The following is a 19956-nucleotide window of genomic DNA, read 5'->3' on the forward strand; positions in this document are numbered from 1 at the left end:
CTATTCGGTTGCTTATTGGCAAAAGTACAAAATAAATTCGGATGATAAAAACATTTATTGGGCCTCCTTCCGAATCTTAAAAAAAAACGGGGCGATAAATCCATGAGATTATCGCCCCATATTGTGAATTGTCATTTGCGACGACGCACAGAGCGCTTTGCCGAAGACTTTGCCACTTTTGGTTTTGATGTCTTGACTTTGGTCGTTTTCGATTTGGGAGCGGACGATGATTTCTGTCCGCGTCGAGAGGTTACCGCTCGTCGTGATGATGATTTCGGAACTGATGATACAGCCTCATCGCGCGATGCTATAGTATCGCCTGCAGCAATACGCTCACGTTCTTCAGCCATAATGGCGAGTTCTTCCCTGGAAGGTACCCACATCTTCTTCTCATAGTTTGTCAGATAGTTTTGGATGCTATCCTGGGCATGGCGTAAATCGTCAGGGTCGGGATACATCTGCATCATTGATAGATTTCGCAGATTTCGAGTCTTGTAGATATCCCCTTCATATAGCCCTAACGTGAAGAAATCATCGTAAGTATATGATGCGAGATTATTGTCATCATCAATAAATATCGACTGCTGAGCCAGATATGGGCGAAGTTTATCCATCTTTAGCCAGAACATAGGATATTTCACAGCTTCACCGCCAAAGTCGCCTGCTCGATGGAGAACCGGACATATTGCATCCACAGTTGTGCGCATGCGATTTGTGCGTTTGTCAAGTTCCCAGCGCTCAAGAAGGTAGTAGGAAAGTACCTCGTTGGTAGGAACATCGCTCTCCTCAATTGCAAATCTTGGATTTTTTTCGGTAGACCCTTTGGCTTCGGTGTATATTATGTGGAAGCGATCAAGCATATCGCGTACTTTTATGCGATATTGGTCGTTGAAGATTTCCCGGCCGTCGAGATATTCGTATCCATCAAGTTGTCCGTCGGCCACCAGGCGCATTATAATGCGGAATAAGTTTTCTTGACCGTCGATTATTTCCTCCGGATAATAAAGAGGTGCATTCTTTACTTTGTCGAGGTCGACCTGGCGGTATACTATCTTCATCCATTGTGCATCGGCATCACTGCGTGCCGGTTCTTCATAGAACTGCTGCATACGCTCTGTAACTCCGGATGCGTTTTTTCGTGCGTCGTTACGTGCATCCTCTCGAGCTCGCCTTATGATAGCCGATGATGTAGACTGTTGTTGCGCGCTCTGTGGCTGTTGAGCCATTGTGTCAAATGCGACAAGGGCTACAGCCATAGAACCGAGCAGAATATGAATATGACGATTTGATGGTTTCATATCAAGTAATTTGTTGAGTCGGGAAAGTGTATTAATTTACGATGACTTCCATCGGGGCAAGATCGCGCTCGATGCCATCGGGGCCGATGGCTTTTACACGCGAGATGTAGAATCTTTTCCCTCGTTGCAAGCGGCGGAATGAGTCTTTCTGGCGCTGCGAGAATTGGGAACCTTGTGACACTTCTGGTATTGCGTTGCCCATTGAATCGAAAAATACGGTCTCAAAACTAAGAACACGGTAACTCACATTAAGCAGGTTATCATCGATAGCGGCCTCGATGCCGGGAGCTTGCAGCAGAAGAGTTTTTGGGAATGGCTTGCTCCCTTTGTAACGTTCCTGATGGCCTTTTGAATCAGTATATGAGATAAACGGGGCCGGATCGGGAAGTTTGCGCACACGAAAGGACGTTGTGGCAACTGTCTGCGGCCGACCGTCGATATTGGCGGTAACAGTCACGACTGCCTCTGTGCCGACTTTACCGGGGCGAGCAACCCACGAATCTCCGTGGCGTGATAACGTGCCGTTTGTCATGCTGGCTGATATCGCTGATGGAGCTATGCCCGGTACTGATATACTCATCGGATTGTCAATCCCTGCGTAGAGGACGTTCATCATCGTTGCCGATATCGTAGCGGTAGGTTCAATCACAGTATAGCTTGAATTGAAATCATGACGTGTCACGGTACCATCGCCGTGTGGCACTTCCAGATAGCCGGAGTAATCAAAGTTGCCGGTCGAGGATGCGAGAGTTTCGAATAGTCCACGGTCATTATCAAGTTGTTTGCCATTGATATATATAGTGGGGCGCTGGGTAGTGTCGACGGCTGCAAGCACTATATTGGCTGAATATCGGCTTCCACGCATTACATTGCGCGACTGGGGTATTACAAAAGCGTTCAGCTCATTTACTCGAACGTCACCGGCATCAACATTAGCCAATAGAGTGGACAATGCCTCGCCCTCTGCATAGCGTATATCGCTCTGCAATTTGGTAAGCAGTGTGATTGCAGCGATTACCGGTTTGTTTTCAAACATCGCTTCCTCCCACAACTGTGGTGTTACAGTGCCACGGCGAGTAATTTGTTCGGTCGATAACGAGCGCATTATGTTGTCGCGCTTAAGCGAGTCGCTCATGAGCGAGCCGATGTAATTTCTGTAGTAGTCAATAGTGCTGCGCAGATGCTTTCCTTTAGCACTTCCGGGTGATAGCATTACAATTGATGCTGCGTCAAGATTATCTTGATTAAGGATATTGGCAAGATTAGCGTTATTGCCGTCAGCTTCGATTGCGATAGCCATTTTCAGGGTATCAATGAGACCATAGACACGAGATGTAGTAGAGCGCACTTCTGCGGCTTTGTCAAGCCATGCCGCACCCTTTCCCGGATTCTGCTCGGCAAATGCCTCAAGCCGACGAAATACGGCCTCGTTGCGTTGGTCGACAGTAGCGTTGCTTCGTGCAAGTCCCTCCTCAACCTGTCCGAAGCCGTCAAGCACATCTGACGACACATTGAGAGCCAGCATTGCTGTCAGTACAATGTACATCAGATTTATCATCTTCTGACGTGGTGAAAGAGAACGTGTATTATTGCTTCCCATGTTGGGTGTCGTGAAAGGTTAATATCGTTAACGGATAGGGGGCATCGACTCCGGCATTGCCTGAGACGAATTTGCCTGTGGCTGATGTGCTCCCATGGGGTTATACATGTTGATAGTCATGGCATGCAGCATCTTTTCATATACTTGATTGAGTTGCTGCATATAGCGGGCCATTTTTTCAGTTTCTTCGCAATAACGTTCGCTCATGGCCGACGATTTCTCGTACATATCGCGTATGTCCTTGATGCCGCGGTTGACGCGATCAATTGAATCAAGTTGTGAACTAACGCTCTTCAACTGTATTTCATAAATAGTGTTCAGTCCTGCGATATTTCGGTTAAGAGCCTGCATCTCTTCTACGTATCCTGTAGAACTGCGAGTGATGTTTTCGGAATTCTCTGTGATGGCTTTGTATGATTGCAATAATACTTCGCTTACATTGTTTAGAGATTCCGTTGTCTGGCGCAGTTGGTTCATCTGTTGTGAGAGAGCGGCAATCTGAGTCATGTATTCGTCAGTAGGAGCACCTGAGGGAAGGTTCGCAAATTGCGCGTTGCCATTCGGAGCGATGCTTCCTGCGACAGGAGTGCCATTAGTGCCGATTACGATACTGCCACCGTTCTGAAACTCCGGTCGGTCATCCGGATTTTTTGTGCTCAATACCGGAAATACCTCCTCCCAATGATATTCCCGCGGCGGACGGTCAAAGGCTGTAAGTATAAACATAAGCACCTCGGTGCCCATGCCGATGGACAACAGAGTGCTGCCGCCGGGAAGATGCAGAATCTTGAACAGAGCGCCCCAGATTACGATGGCTGCGCCGATTGAGTATGCGAAGTTGAAGAAGCGTTGTCCTTTTTCACCAGATAGGAAACGCTCTATGCTGTTTTTATATCGTTTTATCTTTCCCATTGTGCTTGGAGATGATATTATTGTTACTGTATGATTCAATAGTCGAGGATACGGAACTCTTATTTTTGTTTCTGTCCCTGGCCTTTGGCAAACCCTATCTGGGTACGGACATTACGGAAACCGATATACGAACGTTGCTCATTCTGATACTCCCACATTCTCAAGTCAGAACGTACATTGTGGGCGACATCTTTCCATGAACCGCCTCGTACAATCTTTCGTTTCATCTTGTATGGATCCTCTATGGCAGCATCGTAACGGTATTCGGGATTGAGATCGGATGTGAGTTTACCCACACTTTCGGTATATGCTGTAGAGGTCCATTCACTTACATTTCCGGCCATGTCATAAAGACCGAAGTCATTTGGTGAATATGTTCCGACACGAGAGGTTATAATATGCCCGTCGCGAGAATAATTCCCTTCGTCAGGCTTAAAGTTGGCATAGAAACATCCCTTGTCCTCGGTTAGCGGAAGTTCGCCATCCCAGGGATACATGTTTTCATTGTTCCCGGCACGAGCGGCATATTCCCATTCCGCTTCTGTCGGCAGACGATACGGTTCCACATAAATTCCGTCTTTGCCAAGCGAACGTCTAAGGAATTCTGTGCGCCAGTGACTGAATGCATTCGCTTGTTCCCAACTTACGCCGACTACCGGATAGTCATTGTAGCCGCCATGGGAGAAATAAAGGCGTACATAGGGCTCGTTGTAGGCGTTCTCAAAATCATTAATCCATGCTGTGGTGTCAGGATATATATTGACTATATAAGTGTTGACAAAGTCATAGTCACCTGACAATGCACGGGATATTGTCTGACGCACTATATCGCCTTCATCATTTACGTATGCTGTATCTTTTGATATTACAGGCAATGTAGTGTCTATCGGACGATCGGTATTATAATCGCGTCGTGCTGGGTTCATGCGGTTCTTGCGTTTGGCCGCCTCAGTGTGATTATATATTTCGTAACGATAGTTGAGTTGCTCTGGGTCGAGCTCCTTAACTCCTGTAATAGGATTGATGCGATAGACACTCTCTATCGCACGTGCCTCATCTTCCGATGGATTACGCCATGGAATAGCCTTGTTCCAGTTTAGATAAGGTTTTACGGGATTGCCCTCGCGATCTTCTTCAATCTTGAATTCCTCATTCCCCCCATATGCAGGATCTGCGAGGCGTTCGCGGATAATGGAGTCACGAACCCAATGTACAAACTGTTTGTATTTTCCATTGGTGACTTCAGTCTCGTCCATCCAGAAACCGTCGACGCTGATTCCTCGGGCATCGGCACGGAGATTCCATGCGCTGTCGGCTTTAGCCGGACCGACTTTCATGGAACCACGGTCAATAAGAACCATACCATAAGGTGTAGGCTCGGTCCACGAAGTGCCGCTTACTCCGGTCACTTCTCCCCCCATGCTGCTATGGCTGCCCAATGCACATGACGCGACTATCGGGGTTATTATTATGGCGGTTAATAGATGATTCTGTATTTTATCCATAACTATGACGTTACATTATTCGTATGCTTTTATGTCTATGCTTGTTCTTCTCTCCGAGGTCGAGTTTCATGCTATAGCCAAGCCATATTTCATGACTGCCAGAGCTTGCTTTGGCTATGTCGCTTATGGGATAATCATAGCTGTAGCCTACAAAAAAGTTTTTGAAGCAGGCTCCGAGCAATAATGCCACTGCGTCATTATAGCGATAGGCCAATCCCCCGTAAAAGAAACGGTTATATTGCAGTTTTGCAGTAATCTCCGCTGTAGTAAATATAAAATCGGTCTTTACCAATACGGAAGGCTGCAATTCAAATAACGTATTTTTAATCGGAATATTGCCACCTCCCATGAAATAGAAGTTACATCCGGCTTGAAATTCGTATTGTTTTGCATCCGTGCCGTCTGTCGACATTTTTACTGTCGGCTGGTTTATGTGAGTTGCGGAAATTCCTGCCCAGAATAGCCGATGGGTATAATGAATGCCAAAACTTATGTCAAATGCAGTGCCATGCACATCAGTAGTGGGTATGGCGTCATCCGCACTTTGGTGATAATCATTGTCATCCGGGAGGATGACTTCCGAGCCACGGAATGATTCGTCAAAAAGACCGATGCGGGCACCGATGGATAGTTCCCCCTTAAATATCTTGAGTTTATATGCTCCCATGGCTCCAAGCGTGAGATTATTGTACAGGCCCATGCTCTCTTGTTGCATCACGATGGCTACTCCAATTCTTTTTCCGAATAGTTTCATTGGCATGTCGGCATTGGCGAGGAAAGTTTTGGGGGCTTTGGGTATTCCCATCCATTGCAGTCGAGAGCCGCCTCTTATCCTAAGATAGTCGGTAAGTCCGATGGCTGCCGGATTGTAATAGGAGGGAACCTCCATATATTGCGTGAAGCCGGCATCGACCTGGGCCGCAGATTCAACTGATATTGCCGATAGCAATAATACCGCAGCAACAATCCGCTTGATATTGCAAATAAGTGGACGAATCATCTTCTTTACTCAAAATAGAATGTAAGTACCACCATTTGCTGGCGAACCTTAGATAGTGACTGTGTAAATTTGAGCCGATCCGGATCATCATCGAGGTCAGGACGATTTCGTTGTAGCAGGTCGGTAAGTCCGATGCAGAATTTTATTTCCGGAGCAAATTTGAAATATGGCAGATATAAATCGCATCCAAAGCCGATTGAAAGCAATATATCGGAAGATTTTAACTGTAATAAATCACGATTGCGTCGTTTGGCTACATCAAAAACCGGCATTACTCCGGCCAACATATATGGGCGGACGTTGTGCAGACGTATCGCATTGTACTTCAAATCCAAAGGCATGACAATATATGTCGACTTTATATCCTGTTGCTCAATAGTGCCCGATATATTGTCGCGCATCTTTATCGTACGGTTGCCAAAATACATTCCGGGAGTAAATCTCAAACTGAAATATTCATTTAGCCTGAGATCAAACAATCCGTTTACACAGAACCCCGGAGAGTAAGATGGCTGTTCCATAAACCAGGTCTCGCCATTCTCGGTGACATATCCATTGTGGGTAAACCCAAGGGTAGGAGCAAATAAACCCACAGAAAACCCCATATGCCAATGCCGTAGATCAGTATATGGCCTGTTGAGCACCTTATCATTTCGCTGGGCGTTGAGGGTAGCGCTTCCGGAGAATATCATAAGCGCTATACATATAAAAACTGATATGTTGCGTCGTGTTTGCATCTATGGGTAGTAACGACATAATTTATCTCATTATTGTACGCATTTTAATAAATAGATCATTTGGATATTTTTTGTACCGCATAACAAACGTTATCAATAGTGTAAGCGTATAAAAAGAAGAGATGTCTCACGACATCTCTTCCCGTTTAAACCTTTATCTTAATCTAATACTATGAAAAACACACTTGCAAAGGTAGGGAGATTTTGTGATTTGTGCAAATACCTGAGGCCTTGTTTAACAATAATTAATGTAAATTTTGGAAGCGCGAGATGTCGAGGCGACCCCAATCGGCCTCTACTTAACATAAATGTATAACATTAAATGTCAATGATTAACCTCGATGCAAATCATCTCGCCAATTTTGTGGCTATTTCTAAATGGATTATTGTTAGTATTTATGTAATTTTGTCCCGTAACCAGAAAAATATGAAATATCAAGAAATAATAGCGAATATCCGTACCCGCATGGGTATAGATACCCTAAATCCGATGCAAGAGGCAGCAATGGCTTCCAGTGCATCGGATATAATGATTTTGTCTCCGACAGGAAGCGGCAAGACAATCGCTTTTGCATCAGCCATGATGCTGTCACTGCAGCCGCCTGCGGCAAAGTTGCAGGGCGTCGTGATTGCCCCATCGCGCGAACTGGTAATGCAGATATATCGTGTAGTGCGCGAGCTGGCTGTCGGATATAAGGTCGTAGCACTTTATGGAGGACACTCTATGCTTGACGAGAAGAATTCTCTGACTCCGGTGCCTGATATCATTGTGGCTACGCCCGGCCGGTTGCTTGATCATATCGAGCGGAAGCAGATTGATTTATATACAACAAGGATATTGGTGCTCGACGAGTACGACAAATCCCTTGAACTTGGATTTCATGACGAGATGAAGAAGGTAATACGCACGATGCCCAATCGCGCCAGAACAATTCTTACCTCTGCTACTCGCCTGGATGAACTGCCGGGATTTATGAAATTAGACAAGATGGAAATTATCAACTATCTGAATAATGCCGACGCACCGCGCTCACGTATGCAGATAGTTGATGTAGAGAGTCCGTCGCGAGACAAACTTGAGACCCTTACTGACCTGTTGCATTCTCTGCCGGACGGACGCGTAATAGTGTTTGTGAACCATCGGGAAAGCGCCGACAGAGTATACCGACATCTGCATGATGCCGGACTTCCGGTGGGCATATATCATGGAGCACTTGACCAGAATGACAGGGAAAAGGCTGTTGATTTGCTTAATAATGGCTCGACACCAATACTTGTCAGTACCGATCTTGGCGCCCGCGGACTTGATATCGATTCAGTAAGTGGCATTGTGCATTATCACATGCCATTATCGCAGGAAGTATGGACACATAGAAATGGCCGTACGGCACGAGTCGACTCGACCGGTACGATATATGTGATATCTTCTGAAGCTGACACTATACCCGACTATATAGTGTTTGACAGGTCGTATTCGCCTACCGGACACTCCGACAACCCGATTCATGCCTCATCCGCGACCCTTTATTTCAATGCAGGCAAGAAAGAGAAAATTTCTCGCGGAGATATAGCCGGCTATATAATAAAACAAGGTGGTGTAGATGCCAGTATGGTAGGGCGTATTGTTGTGCGCGACCACAGCGCCATTGCAGCTGTCCCTGTAGATGATGCCGATGGGTTGGTAAGACGTCTGTCTTCCCAGAAACTTAAGGGCAAGAAGGTGAGGGTATCCATAATCAGTTGATATGAATATGTCGGTTGCCAACAGGTTGTAATTCAAAAGAGATGTTGCCTGTCTCCATTTATATGCATGCAGATATTCCTATAATTGAGTAATATGTGGAATATCTGCATCAAAGTAATTTATTTTTACTAACTTTGCGGTTGTTAATGCAATATTATGAAGAAAAGCAAGAGCTCGTTCCTACATATACGCATTCTGCCGGCATGCTCTTTGGCGATTGCTGCAATAGCAATGACAATTGGTATGCATGCGCAGACTACAGATAGTGTCACCGAGACTGAACCGGTGCGCCCGGTGATTGAAGAGCATATCGCCGCTGAGGGTGTTGTAATCATCCGGATGCCTGATGCACTTAAAAATCGCCTGAGAGTTGATGCGTCAAAAGAGCAGGAGGTATCTTCAGCGATAGTTCATGGCCGGACCGGAGGATACAGAATACAGATATTCGCTGACAATAATCCGCGTACAGCTAAGAATGAAGCACGCACACGTGCGCGCAATGTCGTATCGCGTTTTGAAGCATACCCTTCTTATGTTGAATACAAAGCTCCGTATTGGCGGACACGCATAGGAAATTTCCGTACTTATGACGAGGCAGAGAAGGCCGCCGCTGAAATCAAGGAGGCATTTCCGGGTTATAGCCGAGAGATACGTGTGGTGCGCGACCGAATTGTTGTAGGAGAATAGTCGCTTTTGTAAATGAATACGACACAAAAAGCTATGCAGAATCAGGACATAGTTATAGAAGAACTGGCCCGTCATTACCGGGCTATTATAGAACTGATAGGGGAGAACCCCGACCGTGAAGGACTTAGGAAAACTCCGCTCAGGGCAGCGAAAGCACTATATTATGCTACTCAGGGATACCGACAGGATGCCTCTGCCGTAATGAAGCAGGCTGTATTTGAGTATGCCGGCTCGCGTATGATTATTGTACGTGACATAGAGTTCTACTCCTTCTGCGAACATCATATACTCCCGTTCTTCGGAAAAATATCAGTAGGCTATATCCCCGACGGCAATATGATTGGGCTGTCTAAACTTGCAAGAGTAGTCAATGTATATGCTCGTCGCCTTCAAGTGCAGGAACGTCTTACGGCAGAAGTCACCAAGGTGATCAGCAATACCCTCGGAGCTAAAGGGGTGATTGTAGTGTGTCGTGCCGAACACCTCTGCATGAAAATGCGTGGAGTTGAAAAACAGGACAGCTCTACTACAACTATTGACTACGACGGCGTGTTTGCGGAAGATACAACACTTCGACAGGAATTCCTCTCCCTTATACAAAATTGAAAATGGCAAAATCCAATGACGTAATACGCATAGGCGTACCTTTCCTCCTTGTCTCCACTATTTTTCTCGCATGGGGCCTGGCCAACAATATGAATGACACGCTGCTTGCAGCATTTCGGCGTATTATGTCGATGAGCGATTTGCAGACCTCTATGGTGCAGTTCGCTTTCTTCGGGGCATATGCCTGTGTGGCTTTCCCGGCGGCTATGTTTATCCGCAAATACTCCTTTAAATCAGGAATTATACTGGGCCTGCTCCTATACGCCTGCGGTACTATGCTCTTTTATCCCGCAGGTGTCGCTGCGAGTTATCCGGCATTTCTTTTTGCCATTTATGTTATGGCATGCGGATGTGCTGTTCTTGAGACTACTGCCAATCCCTACATACTGTCCATGGGCAGTCGCGACAACGCTACCCGACGTCTTAATATCGCACAGACGTTCAATCCGGTAGGTGCTGTATGCGGTATACTTGTAAGCCGCCATTTCATATTGTCGGAGTTAAACGCCGCCGATGCTGCAGAACGGGGCGACATGTCGGCCGCTCAGTTGATGGAGATTCAAAGTCATGAACTGTCGGCCATATCAGGCACGTATATGCTCATCGGATGTGCATTGCTTGTATTGCTGGCTATAATCATTCTTGTAAGAATGCCGAAATTTAAAGACGAGTCAGAGGCTGCGCCGGTAGGAGATACATTGCGCCGCCTTTGGAGCAACCGTCCATATCGCTTTGGTGTTGTAGCTCAGTTCTTTTATGTAGGCGTGCAGACATGTGTATGGTCGTTCACAATCCGTTATGTCATGTCGGAACTTGATTGTCTTGAAAAAGATGCGTCAATGTTTTTTCTCTACTCCATACTCTCGTTTACACTATTCCGGTTTGTGTTCACATGGCTTATGAAATACGTGGCGCCCGTAATGTTGCTGATGTATGCCTCAGTTATGGCTATAATTCTTACGGGAGGGGTAATAATTCTTTCCGGAATGCCTTCGGTCATTGCTCTTGTAGGTATTTCGGCAACAATGTCGCTGATGTTCCCGACCATATATGGCATAGCTCTTGAGGGTATGCCTCCGGCTGATAACAAAATTGCAGCCTCCGGGCTTATAATGGCAATACTTGGAGGAGCCTTGCTTACGCCGCTTCAGGCATGGATATCGGATATTGCCGGTATTTCCGCATCTTTTGCTGTATCGCTTCTATGTTTTGTAGTGATACTTGGTTACGCTTCAGCTATAGTATATTCACGCAAGAAATCTCTTATTTATGCAGACTGACAATAAAAAGAAAGTGTTTGTGTCGGGGTGCTACGATATGCTTCACTCCGGTCATGTGGCTTTCTTCAAAGAGGCCTCACGCTACGGTGATCTTTATGTAGGCATTGGTTCCGACAGTACAATCGAGGGCCTCAAAAACCGCAAGACAGTGTACTCTGAAAAGGAGCGCCTGTATATGGTGAAGTCAATCCGGTATGTTACTGATGCATATATAAATTCAGGTAGTGGCATGCTTGATTTTCTTGACACGCTTGATCGAGTAAAGCCTGATATTTTCGTTGTCAACTCTGATGGCGGCTCTGAGCTCAAACGAAATCTCTGTCGGGAAAAAGGCATCGAATATGTAGAACTTGAACGAGTGCCGGATGCCGGATTGGAGGCCAGGTCGACAACATCTTTGCGGAAAGGTGTAAAATCTCACCTTCCATACCGCGTAGATATCGCCGGTACATGGATAGACCAGCCATATGTATCGGAATATGGGGCAGGATGGGCACTTACTATCTCGATAGAACCGACTGTCGAATTTATGGAACGTGGCGGCATGTCGACATCGACACGTAATGCTGCAAAGAAAATCTGGCCTTATGAGCTTCCGAATTACAATGAAGAGATGCTCGCGCGACTTCTGTTCTGCTTCGAGAATGATCCGGAGAACAAAGGACATATTTCCGGGGCTCAGGATGCGATAGGCATTTGTATGTCCGGTCTTAACCGTCATTATTATGATGGACATTACTGGCCGGCAAAAATTGAATCATGCCACGATGAGAATGTCCTGTCATGGCTTGAGAATCATATTGTGCTTATTCCGATGTTTCCACGGCGTCCGGGCTGTTCTGTTGTGGAAGGCAAGGATATCACGCCGGCGAAGGTGAGACGTCTTACAGAAGCTGCCGACCGTTGCTGGGACGCTGTGATGCGTTGCAACCTTCATGAGTTTGCCGCAGCATTCCGCGATTCTTTTGAAGCACAGATTTCAATGTTCCCCGCAATGATGCAGCCCGGAGTGGAGGAATATATCAATCGTTGGCGTAATCATGCCCTGGCATGGAAGATGCTTGGAGCCGGAGGTGGCGGTCATCTTGCTCTTGTAGTAGACCGGATACCCGAGGATGAAAATATCATACGAATAAAAATCAGAAGAAAAGAATAACCAATATCGCTAAAATAGGAAAGAATAGTTAGCACTATGGAAAAAGACTCGAAAATTTACGTTGCCGGTCACAGAGGCATGGTAGGCTCAGCTATCGTGCGCGAACTTCGCCGACAGGGGTATACTAATATTATAACCCGTACTCACAAGGAACTCGACCTCATCAATCAGCAGGCTGTAAATGATTTCTTTGCAGCCGAGAAGCCGGATTATGTCTTTCTTGCCGCAGCAAAAGTTGGCGGAATAGAAGCCAACCAGTCGGCTCTTGCCGATTTTATGTATGACAACATGATGCTTGAAATGAATGTTATCAATGCAGCCTGGAAAAACGGTGTCAAGAAATTGGAGTTCTTGGGGTCGTCATGTATATACCCGCGCATGGCACCACAGCCTATGCCTGAATCGTGTCTGTTGACTTCCGAACTTGAAAAAACCAACGAGGCATACGCTCTTGCCAAAATCTCGGGACTGAAGTACTGCGAGTTTCTCAATCGTCAGTATGGCACGGACTATATATCGGTTATGCCGACTAACCTTTATGGACCGAATGATAATTATCATCCGACGCATTCGCATGTGCTACCTGCGCTTATCCGCCGATTCCATGAAGCTAAGGAAGCCGGACTTGAGGAGGTGACATGCTGGGGTGACGGTACACCGCTTCGCGAATTTCTCTATGTCGACGACCTTGCCAATCTGTGTGTTTTCCTTATGAATAATTATTCCGGCAATGAGACTGTAAACGCCGGTACCGGCAAAGAGCTGACAATCCTGGAACTCACTGAGCTCGTTGCAAAAACGGTAGGGTATAAGGGCCGTATACTATGGAATACCGACATGCCTAATGGAACTCCACGTAAACTCCTTGATGTAAGCAAGGCTAAGGCTCTTGGCTGGACATATACAACAGAACTCCCCGAAGGCATACGTCTTGCCTATGAGGATTTCCTCTCCAATCCTATGCGTGCTGAGCGTTGATTGAGACGTACTATACATCAATATAGGAGGGGGCTGTCATTTTTTTGATATGCCCCCTTTTCATAATAACCTCTATCCCGGCAGACAATTTCCCAAAATAAAAAGGGGCGTCACTCTCACGAGTTCCACCCCCGGCATTCATCACATTATGCTAAAAGTGCGATTTATGTCTTTGTCAGGCTTTTATTTTACGGAATATCGCGACGATACTACATCCCAGTCGATGATGTCCCATAATCTATGTAGAGCATCGGCACGACGGTTCTGATAGTCGAGATAATAGGCGTGCTCCCATACATCAAAGCAGAGCAGAGGAGTCAGACCCTGGGTAAGAGGGTTGGCGGCATTAGGGCCTTGTGTTATGAACAGACGTCCATCCTTATCCTGAGACAACCATACCCACCCCGAGCCGAACAAATCGACACCGGCTTTTTCAAAAAGTTTTTTGAACTCATCGAATGATTCGAAATCACGTTTGATAGCTTCCGCAAGAGGCCCCTGCGGTTCACCTCCGCCATCAGGCGAGAATGAGAAGAAATAAAATATATGGTTCCATGCCTGCGACGCATTATTGAACAGAGGGCCATTGGCAGTCTTGATAATCTCTTCAAGAGGTGTGTCCTCCCATTCTGTATCACGAATCAGTCGATTAAGATTGTCGATATAAGTCTTTTCATGCTTTCCCCAGTGGTAGCTGATAGTTTCAGCGCTGATGGCAGGCTCAAGAGCATCGGACGCATAGGGGAGTTTTGGCTGGCTATATACGTTTGTTTCCATAAAAAGGCGTTATTTGGTTAATAGATATTTTCTTCCCAAATAACGCCATAAACAGCCAAAAGGTTCTCGCCGGAGATTAATTTCCCGGATTATAACGAGCCAACTGTGCCATTGCCTGTTGGTAACGATACTGTATTTCCAGCATCCGTAATATTGCGTCGGTATGCGAGGCTGATTCAATAAGGTACACCATCATGCTTATCTGGCCACCCTCCAGCGCCCGAAGCAATAGTCGGGGAGTCGGGGAATCTGTCAAAACTTTGTGGTATGATTCATACTGCGTCTTGAACTGCATCGCTGACGCATGTATGGACTCTAACGATAATCGCTGCTCTATAGCCTGCTGTTCGGCGCGAGCCTCTGCTGCCATGCTTTCAAGGCGTGCGGCCTCCGACTTGCCTCTGGTGGAGAACACAGGTATTGATAATCCCGCTACAAACCCATGAAACGGGGTACCCTCCTCTCTGGCAAAATGATATCCCGCAGTAAGGGAAGGAAGCGACCGGCGGCGCTCAGCTTCACTCCGTGCCCGAGATGCCTCGGCAAGTATTCTTGACTGCTCCACCTCGGGCGTTTCATCAAGTTTGTCGCTGTATATAGCAAGAGGATGAAGCATTTCGGCCGGGTAGTCTTCAATCGCATTATATATGTCTTTTGCATTTTCAATCGACCCGATAAATGCTCCGATTGCCGATATACATTGTGTCGCTTGAGTGTTGAGCTCAGTCTGTCTTGCAAGTACTTCAAGCCTTTCAAGTTTCAGTTTCTCGACATCAAGCAATGTGATTTCATTGCGCAGAGCGCCTTTCGTGGCGATATCAAGCAGAGAATCGATGCATTCCATGCGATTTACCATTACTTGATGGCATTTATTAAGGTATACACCTTCTGCCAGTAGAATCCGAGCGTTTTCTCGTGCGCTGATTATTGTGGCTTGTTCCGACAGGTTGGTTGCCTTTGACTGAAGTCGGGCCTCACGTCGCATCGCGCTGTATACTCCCGGCCATTCCATCGATTGGCTTACTGTAATATCGGTCTTGTTTCCAGGCTCCCCGCTACTCCACATATATCCTCCTTCGATTTCCGGATCCGGGAGCATGGCTGCAGATCGCAGACTTTCCCTTTGGGCGGCATAGGCATATGCTTCACTGCGTAGGCCCGGATTGAGAGCAATCATACGGTCGACAAGGGAGTCAAAACTCTCTCCGCTTGCATGGAGCACGACTGTGGATGCAACTATGAGGGCGATTGTTCTTATAGATTTCATGAGTCTATTTCTTACGGTGTTGTACGTAATAATAAAGTATCGGTATTACAAAGATATTCAGAAGAGTCGATGTAAGTAATCCTCCGAGAATCACAATGGCCATAGGCGACTGCAGTTCATTGCCGGGATCTCCTCCACGCAAGGCAAGAGGAGCAAGCGCCAATGCCGAAGTAAGTGCTGTCATTATAATCGGAAGCAGGCGGTCGGAACTGCCTTTTAATATTCGTTCAGACAGAGCGAGGCCATCATTGTGCAATGAGTTGTAGCGGGATATTAGCAACATGCCATTGCGTGTTGTGATACCAAGCAGTGATATAAATCCAATTATTGCAGGAATGTTCAATTCGCCTGAGGTCAGTCGCAGCATTAATACACCCCCAATCATTGCCAGTGGCATGTTGACAAGTATTATCAGAGACTCCTTGATATCATGGAATTCCATATACAGAAGTATCAGAATGATTATAAGAGCTCCGATTGATGCTAAAACAAGAGTTCTGGTGGCAGCGGCTTCACTTTCAAATTGACCGCTGTAGACAACGTTGTATCCCTCGGGAATCTTAATCTTTTCTTCAATAACGTTACGTGCTTCATTGACAGCTCCTCGAAGGTCACGTTCCTCAACATTGGCCGATACTACAATCCTACGGTTGAGATTCTCTCGATTAATAGTATTTGGGCCGGAGGTCGATACGACATCTGCGACATAGGTTATTGGCACTACTCCTCGTTGAGTGTCTATTGTCAACGAAGATATTCCGTCAATACTGCCTCTCCATCGTTCGCTGCTCATTAGCCTTATAGAGCGGGGGATACCGTCATCATAAATCTTTCCCACTTCAGTACCTCCGATATTCACGCTGACCCAGCGGGCAAGCTGTCCTGGGGTTATGCCATAGTAGGCCATTGCATGACGTCGGGGACGTATCTCAAGATGCGGACGTTCTACCTGCTGTTCAACGGCAATGTCCGTAATCCCATTGACGTCGCCGATAGCATTGGATATCTCTGTTGCGGTGCGATGGAGAGTAGGAAGATCCGGTCCAAAAATTTTTATGGCAATCTGGGCCTCTGTTCCCGAAAGCATGGCATCAATACGATGAGATACCGGCTGGCCGATTTCAATGTTGACTCCGGGGATATCTGCGAGTTTATGACGCAGTTCGTCGGCCACTTCAGAGCGCGTGCGTCCGTCAAGTATGTAAGGTGCTTCGATTTCACTTACATTGACTCCAAGAGAGTGTTCGTCAAGTTCGGCACGTCCTGTTTTTCTTGCAACCGTTGTTATCTCGGGCACCTCCATTATTATTTTTTCAGCAATGCGTCCGATACGGTCGCTCTCTTCAAGCGATATGCCCGGCATGGCACTTATGTTTATCGTAAATGAGCCTTCATTGAACGGCGGCAGGAAGCTGCGTCCAAGTGTGGCCATAATGCACATCGAGGCCACAAACAATATTCCGGTCCACCAAAGTATGGCGCGTTTATGCCGCATGCCTGTGGTGAGCGCATTATTATACACGCGTCGGAGCCATGCCGCAGGTGCCGGCTCTTTATCTTTTGTGCCGGACGCGGAATCTCCGAGAAGATAGCTGCACAATACCGGAGTAAGGGTGAGGGCTACAATTGTAGATGCTATCAGCGATACGATAAAAGCTATTCCAAGCGAGCCGAGCAGACGGCCTTCGATGCCATGTAGGAAGAAGAGCGGCAGGAAACTCGCCATGATGATAAGAGAGGAGTTGAATATCGGCATTCTTACCTCTCGGGATGCTTCATAGACTACGCTGACTACATTCTTCTGCTGCTCCTTCGGCAATGCGCGGTTTGCCCGAAGACGTTTGTAAACATTTTCTACGTCGACAATGGCATCGTCCACCAGGGATCCGATGGCAATTGCAATGCCTCCAAGTGTCATGGTATTAATGGTAAGTCCCATGGCATGTAGAACAAAAATGGTCACTATAATCGACATGGGGATAGCAATGACCGATATCAGCGTAGTGCGTATGTCCATAAGGAAAAAGAAGAGCACTACGATTACAAATATTGCACCCTCGAAGAGCGATTGCTGCAGATTATTTACAGAACTGTCGATAAAGTCAGCCTGTCGGAATATGTCTGTCGATACATTAATGTCCTTTGGTAGTGAAGGAACAAGTTGTGCGAGTTTTGCTTCTATTGCTTTTGTGAGACGGGTTGTCGATGCGCCGGTCTGTTTGCTTACGGTGAGTAGTATAGCTTCTTTACCTCTCTCTCCTGCAGCTCCGATACGTGGAGTGGCACCACCACGTTCGATTACGGCAATATCGCTCAATGTTACCGGAGCACCGGTGTTCGCATTGTCATTGCCGATGATTTTTACTACTGTCAGGCCAAGTTCATCGGCACGGCTTGTGGATATACTCCCTTTTACAAGATATTCATTCCCAAAGTCGCTAAGATTGCCTCCGGAAGAGTTTGTATTCAATCCATCGCAGGCCGCCAATACTTCCTCAAGGGATATTCCGTAGTGGGCCATTTGAGGTGTATTGAGTTTTATCTGTATCTCCTCTTCCTGGCCACCGAGTACCGATACTTGTGACACCCCTTCAATGGCAAGTAGCGCCGGACGTAGTGTACGGTCGGCAATGGTACGAAGCTGTAGCATTGACAGGGAGTCTGTTGATAAAGAATCGGTCTTGTTGGTAAGCCCTATTATAAGCACTTCGCCAAGTACCGAAGTGGGAGGTCCCATCACTGGAATCCCTGCCTCGGGAGCAAGTGTGGATCCTATTCCGGATAGACGCTCGGATATTCCCTGGCGGGCCTTGTATGGGTCAACGCCCCATTCATGCTCAACCCATACTACTGAGAATCCTGCGGAACTTGAAGAGCGTACACGTCTTACTCCTGGAGCACCGCCCATTGCTGTCTCTATGGGGTAGGTGACAAGTTTCTCTACTTCTTCAGGAGCAAGGCCGCCGGCCTCGGTCATTATTGCCACCGTAGGAGCATTTAGGTCTGGGAAAATATCGACATCAAATGTGTCGCGAAGCATAGCCACGCATCCGACAATCAATAATAGCGCCGCCGCAACAAGAACCAGTTTGCGTCGGTCAAGTGAGCCTTTTATTATTCTGTCAAGCATATTCTGTCCGGATATTAATGATTATGTGAATGCCCTTCCGGAATCTTGCCGCTGTTCTCAGCCATCTTCAGAATCATGGCACCGTTGGTGACAACACTGTCCGACGGAACAAGTCCGGCCTTGACTTCTACAATTTTTCCGTCGGTCACCCCAAGTGAAAGACGCCGTTTTTCATATCCATGGTCATCCACTTTGACATAGGCGAAATATTCGCCCTCACTTTCCACCACAGCTTCTACTGGAATTGTAGATCCTGTCACGTCATTGTCATCTTCGAGAATAACCCATATATCGGTGTATACACCCTGTGACAATGACCCGTCGTTAGGGATGGAAAAGTATATCGGCATATAATTACCGTTTGTTGCAGCTGTACCTTTTGTATCCTCGATAATTGAGCCTCCAAGCATACTTACGGATTTGACATTATCGGGAGAATCTGCTGTGGCGAAGTTGGCATCAACAATCATGCCGGCCACATTGCGCATTGACAATGGAAGGTCAACACGAAGCAAAAGTCGGCTGTCAGTCGATGTTTCTACTACAGGTGTTCCGGCCTCCACCCATTCACCATCGGCTACATTCACTTTTATTATCGTTGCTTTCTGTGAAGCCGTGACTGCACTTCCTGAACCATTTCCGCTGTATGCAGCGCTTAGTCGTTTTACTGTCGACAGTGCCGATTGATAATCTCGCTCACTCACTATGCCTTCATTGCGTAGCGGCTCTATGCGCTCGAGTTCTTTCTGTGCGGCGGCCAATTCTTCAGATGCAACGGCGTTGGCGTCACCTCCTGCAATTCCTTTGCCGCTGACGGTAGCTACGCGTTCTCCGGGACGTAGCGATGCGCCGGCGACTGCACGTGGCGACAGCCGAACTATGCCCGCCGAACGGGATGACAGTATTTGTCGCCCAGTGCCGGGTACTGCTTCGAGCGCGCCCCACGCCCGGACTATGCGAGGCAGCTTGCAGTCTGCAACCTGTTCGACTTTGACGCCAAATCGATGTGCCGAATGTGGCGATAATATGATTTCTTCTGAAGAATGTTCGTGTTCCTCGCTTTCGGACTCGGCATGATTGTCATGTCCTGTACATGAGATAAGTCCGGAGAATACAAAAGTTGCCGCAAGTGTTAATACACTACGGCAATAATGAATATTAGTCGGTATCATTGCTTGATTGGTTTTCATGGCGCTAATTTAAGCAATAAATAGTGCAACTATGTTGCAAAGCACCATGCAGCGTAAATCAAGGCTTGTGATATGACCTGATGTCGGAT

General features: G+C 46.8%; 16 protein-coding genes. 6 read left to right on the forward strand and 10 right to left on the reverse strand.

From position 1 onward, the window contains the following. Positions 1–131: 131 nt before the first annotated feature. Genes porN through porT form a run of 6 tightly spaced genes read right to left on the reverse strand, consistent with a single transcriptional unit; the run spans position 132 to position 7052 of the window. Positions 132–1298, reverse strand: coding sequence for a type IX secretion system ring subunit PorN/GldN (porN, locus tag ADH68_RS12585; protein WP_084273988.1), 1167 nt, complete (start codon positions 1296–1298; stop codon positions 132–134). Between the two features lie 31 nt (positions 1299–1329). After that, on the reverse strand, positions 1330–2898 hold the full coding sequence (porM, locus tag ADH68_RS12590) for a type IX secretion system motor protein PorM/GldM (RefSeq protein ID WP_068960527.1): 1569 nt from the start codon (positions 2896–2898) through the stop codon (positions 1330–1332). A gap of 27 nt (positions 2899–2925) precedes the next feature. Then, complete coding sequence (gene porL, locus ADH68_RS12595; RefSeq protein WP_068960526.1) at positions 2926–3810, reverse strand: type IX secretion system motor protein PorL/GldL; 885 nt, start codon at positions 3808–3810, stop codon at positions 2926–2928. 59 nt (positions 3811–3869) lie between these two features. Continuing rightward, a complete protein-coding gene (porK, locus tag ADH68_RS12600) occupies positions 3870–5315 on the reverse strand; it encodes a T9SS ring complex lipoprotein PorK/GldK (RefSeq protein WP_068960525.1) in 1446 nt (481 codons plus the stop codon). A 10-nt stretch (positions 5316–5325) separates the two neighbouring features. Continuing rightward, a complete protein-coding gene (locus tag ADH68_RS12605) occupies positions 5326–6315 on the reverse strand; it encodes a PorP/SprF family type IX secretion system membrane protein (RefSeq protein ID WP_084273987.1) in 990 nt (329 codons plus the stop codon). Positions 6316–6320: 5 nt separating this feature from the next. Then, a complete protein-coding gene (porT, locus tag ADH68_RS12610; RefSeq protein WP_084273986.1) occupies positions 6321–7052 on the reverse strand; it encodes a type IX secretion/gliding motility protein PorT/SprT in 732 nt (243 codons plus the stop codon). A gap of 427 nt (positions 7053–7479) precedes the next feature. Here porT and ADH68_RS12615 point away from each other — a divergent pair, with 427 nt between their 5' ends. The 6 genes from ADH68_RS12615 (at position 7480) to ADH68_RS12640 (ending at position 13503) form a co-directional block, all read left to right on the forward strand. Next, complete coding sequence (locus ADH68_RS12615) at positions 7480–8796, forward strand: DEAD/DEAH box helicase (RefSeq protein ID WP_068962027.1); 1317 nt, start codon at positions 7480–7482, stop codon at positions 8794–8796. A 156-nt stretch (positions 8797–8952) separates the two neighbouring features. After that, positions 8953–9483, forward strand: coding sequence for an SPOR domain-containing protein (locus tag ADH68_RS12620; RefSeq protein WP_068960523.1), 531 nt, complete (start codon positions 8953–8955; stop codon positions 9481–9483). A gap of 33 nt (positions 9484–9516) precedes the next feature. Then, positions 9517–10089 carry a GTP cyclohydrolase I FolE gene (folE, locus tag ADH68_RS12625; protein WP_088294833.1) on the forward strand — a complete coding sequence of 191 codons (573 nt, stop codon included), beginning with the start codon at positions 9517–9519 and terminating at the stop codon, positions 10087–10089. A gap of 2 nt (positions 10090–10091) precedes the next feature. Further along, positions 10092–11369, forward strand: coding sequence for an L-fucose:H+ symporter permease (gene fucP / locus ADH68_RS12630; protein WP_068960521.1), 1278 nt, complete (start codon positions 10092–10094; stop codon positions 11367–11369). Then, a complete protein-coding gene (locus tag ADH68_RS12635) occupies positions 11359–12525 on the forward strand; it encodes an adenylyltransferase/cytidyltransferase family protein (RefSeq protein ID WP_068960520.1) in 1167 nt (388 codons plus the stop codon). Before fucP ends, ADH68_RS12635 begins: the two co-directional genes overlap by 11 nt. A 36-nt stretch (positions 12526–12561) precedes the next feature. Next, positions 12562–13503: a GDP-L-fucose synthase family protein gene (locus ADH68_RS12640; RefSeq protein ID WP_068960519.1), complete on the forward strand. Its 942-nt coding sequence runs from the start codon at positions 12562–12564 to the stop codon at positions 13501–13503. 183 nt (positions 13504–13686) lie between these two features. Here the strand turns inward: ADH68_RS12640 and ADH68_RS12645 are convergent, their stop codons facing one another. From ADH68_RS12645 to ADH68_RS12660, 4 genes are all read right to left on the reverse strand, one after another. Continuing rightward, on the reverse strand, positions 13687–14280 hold the full coding sequence (locus tag ADH68_RS12645) for a superoxide dismutase (RefSeq protein ID WP_068960518.1): 594 nt from the start codon (positions 14278–14280) through the stop codon (positions 13687–13689). 76 nt (positions 14281–14356) lie between these two features. Next, on the reverse strand, positions 14357–15547 hold the full coding sequence (locus ADH68_RS12650; protein ID WP_068960517.1) for a TolC family protein: 1191 nt from the start codon (positions 15545–15547) through the stop codon (positions 14357–14359). Between the two features lie 4 nt (positions 15548–15551). After that, on the reverse strand, positions 15552–18677 hold the full coding sequence (locus ADH68_RS12655) for an efflux RND transporter permease subunit (RefSeq protein ID WP_068960516.1): 3126 nt from the start codon (positions 18675–18677) through the stop codon (positions 15552–15554). Positions 18678–18691: 14 nt separating this feature from the next. Continuing rightward, positions 18692–19849 (reverse strand): efflux RND transporter periplasmic adaptor subunit, encoded by a 1158-nt coding sequence (locus ADH68_RS12660; RefSeq protein ID WP_068960515.1) that lies wholly within the window; start codon positions 19847–19849, stop codon positions 18692–18694. Positions 19850–19956: the final 107 nt, after the last annotated feature.

This window comes from Muribaculum intestinale (assembly GCF_002201515.1).
GTDB classification, from domain to species: domain Bacteria; phylum Bacteroidota; class Bacteroidia; order Bacteroidales; family Muribaculaceae; genus Muribaculum; species Muribaculum intestinale.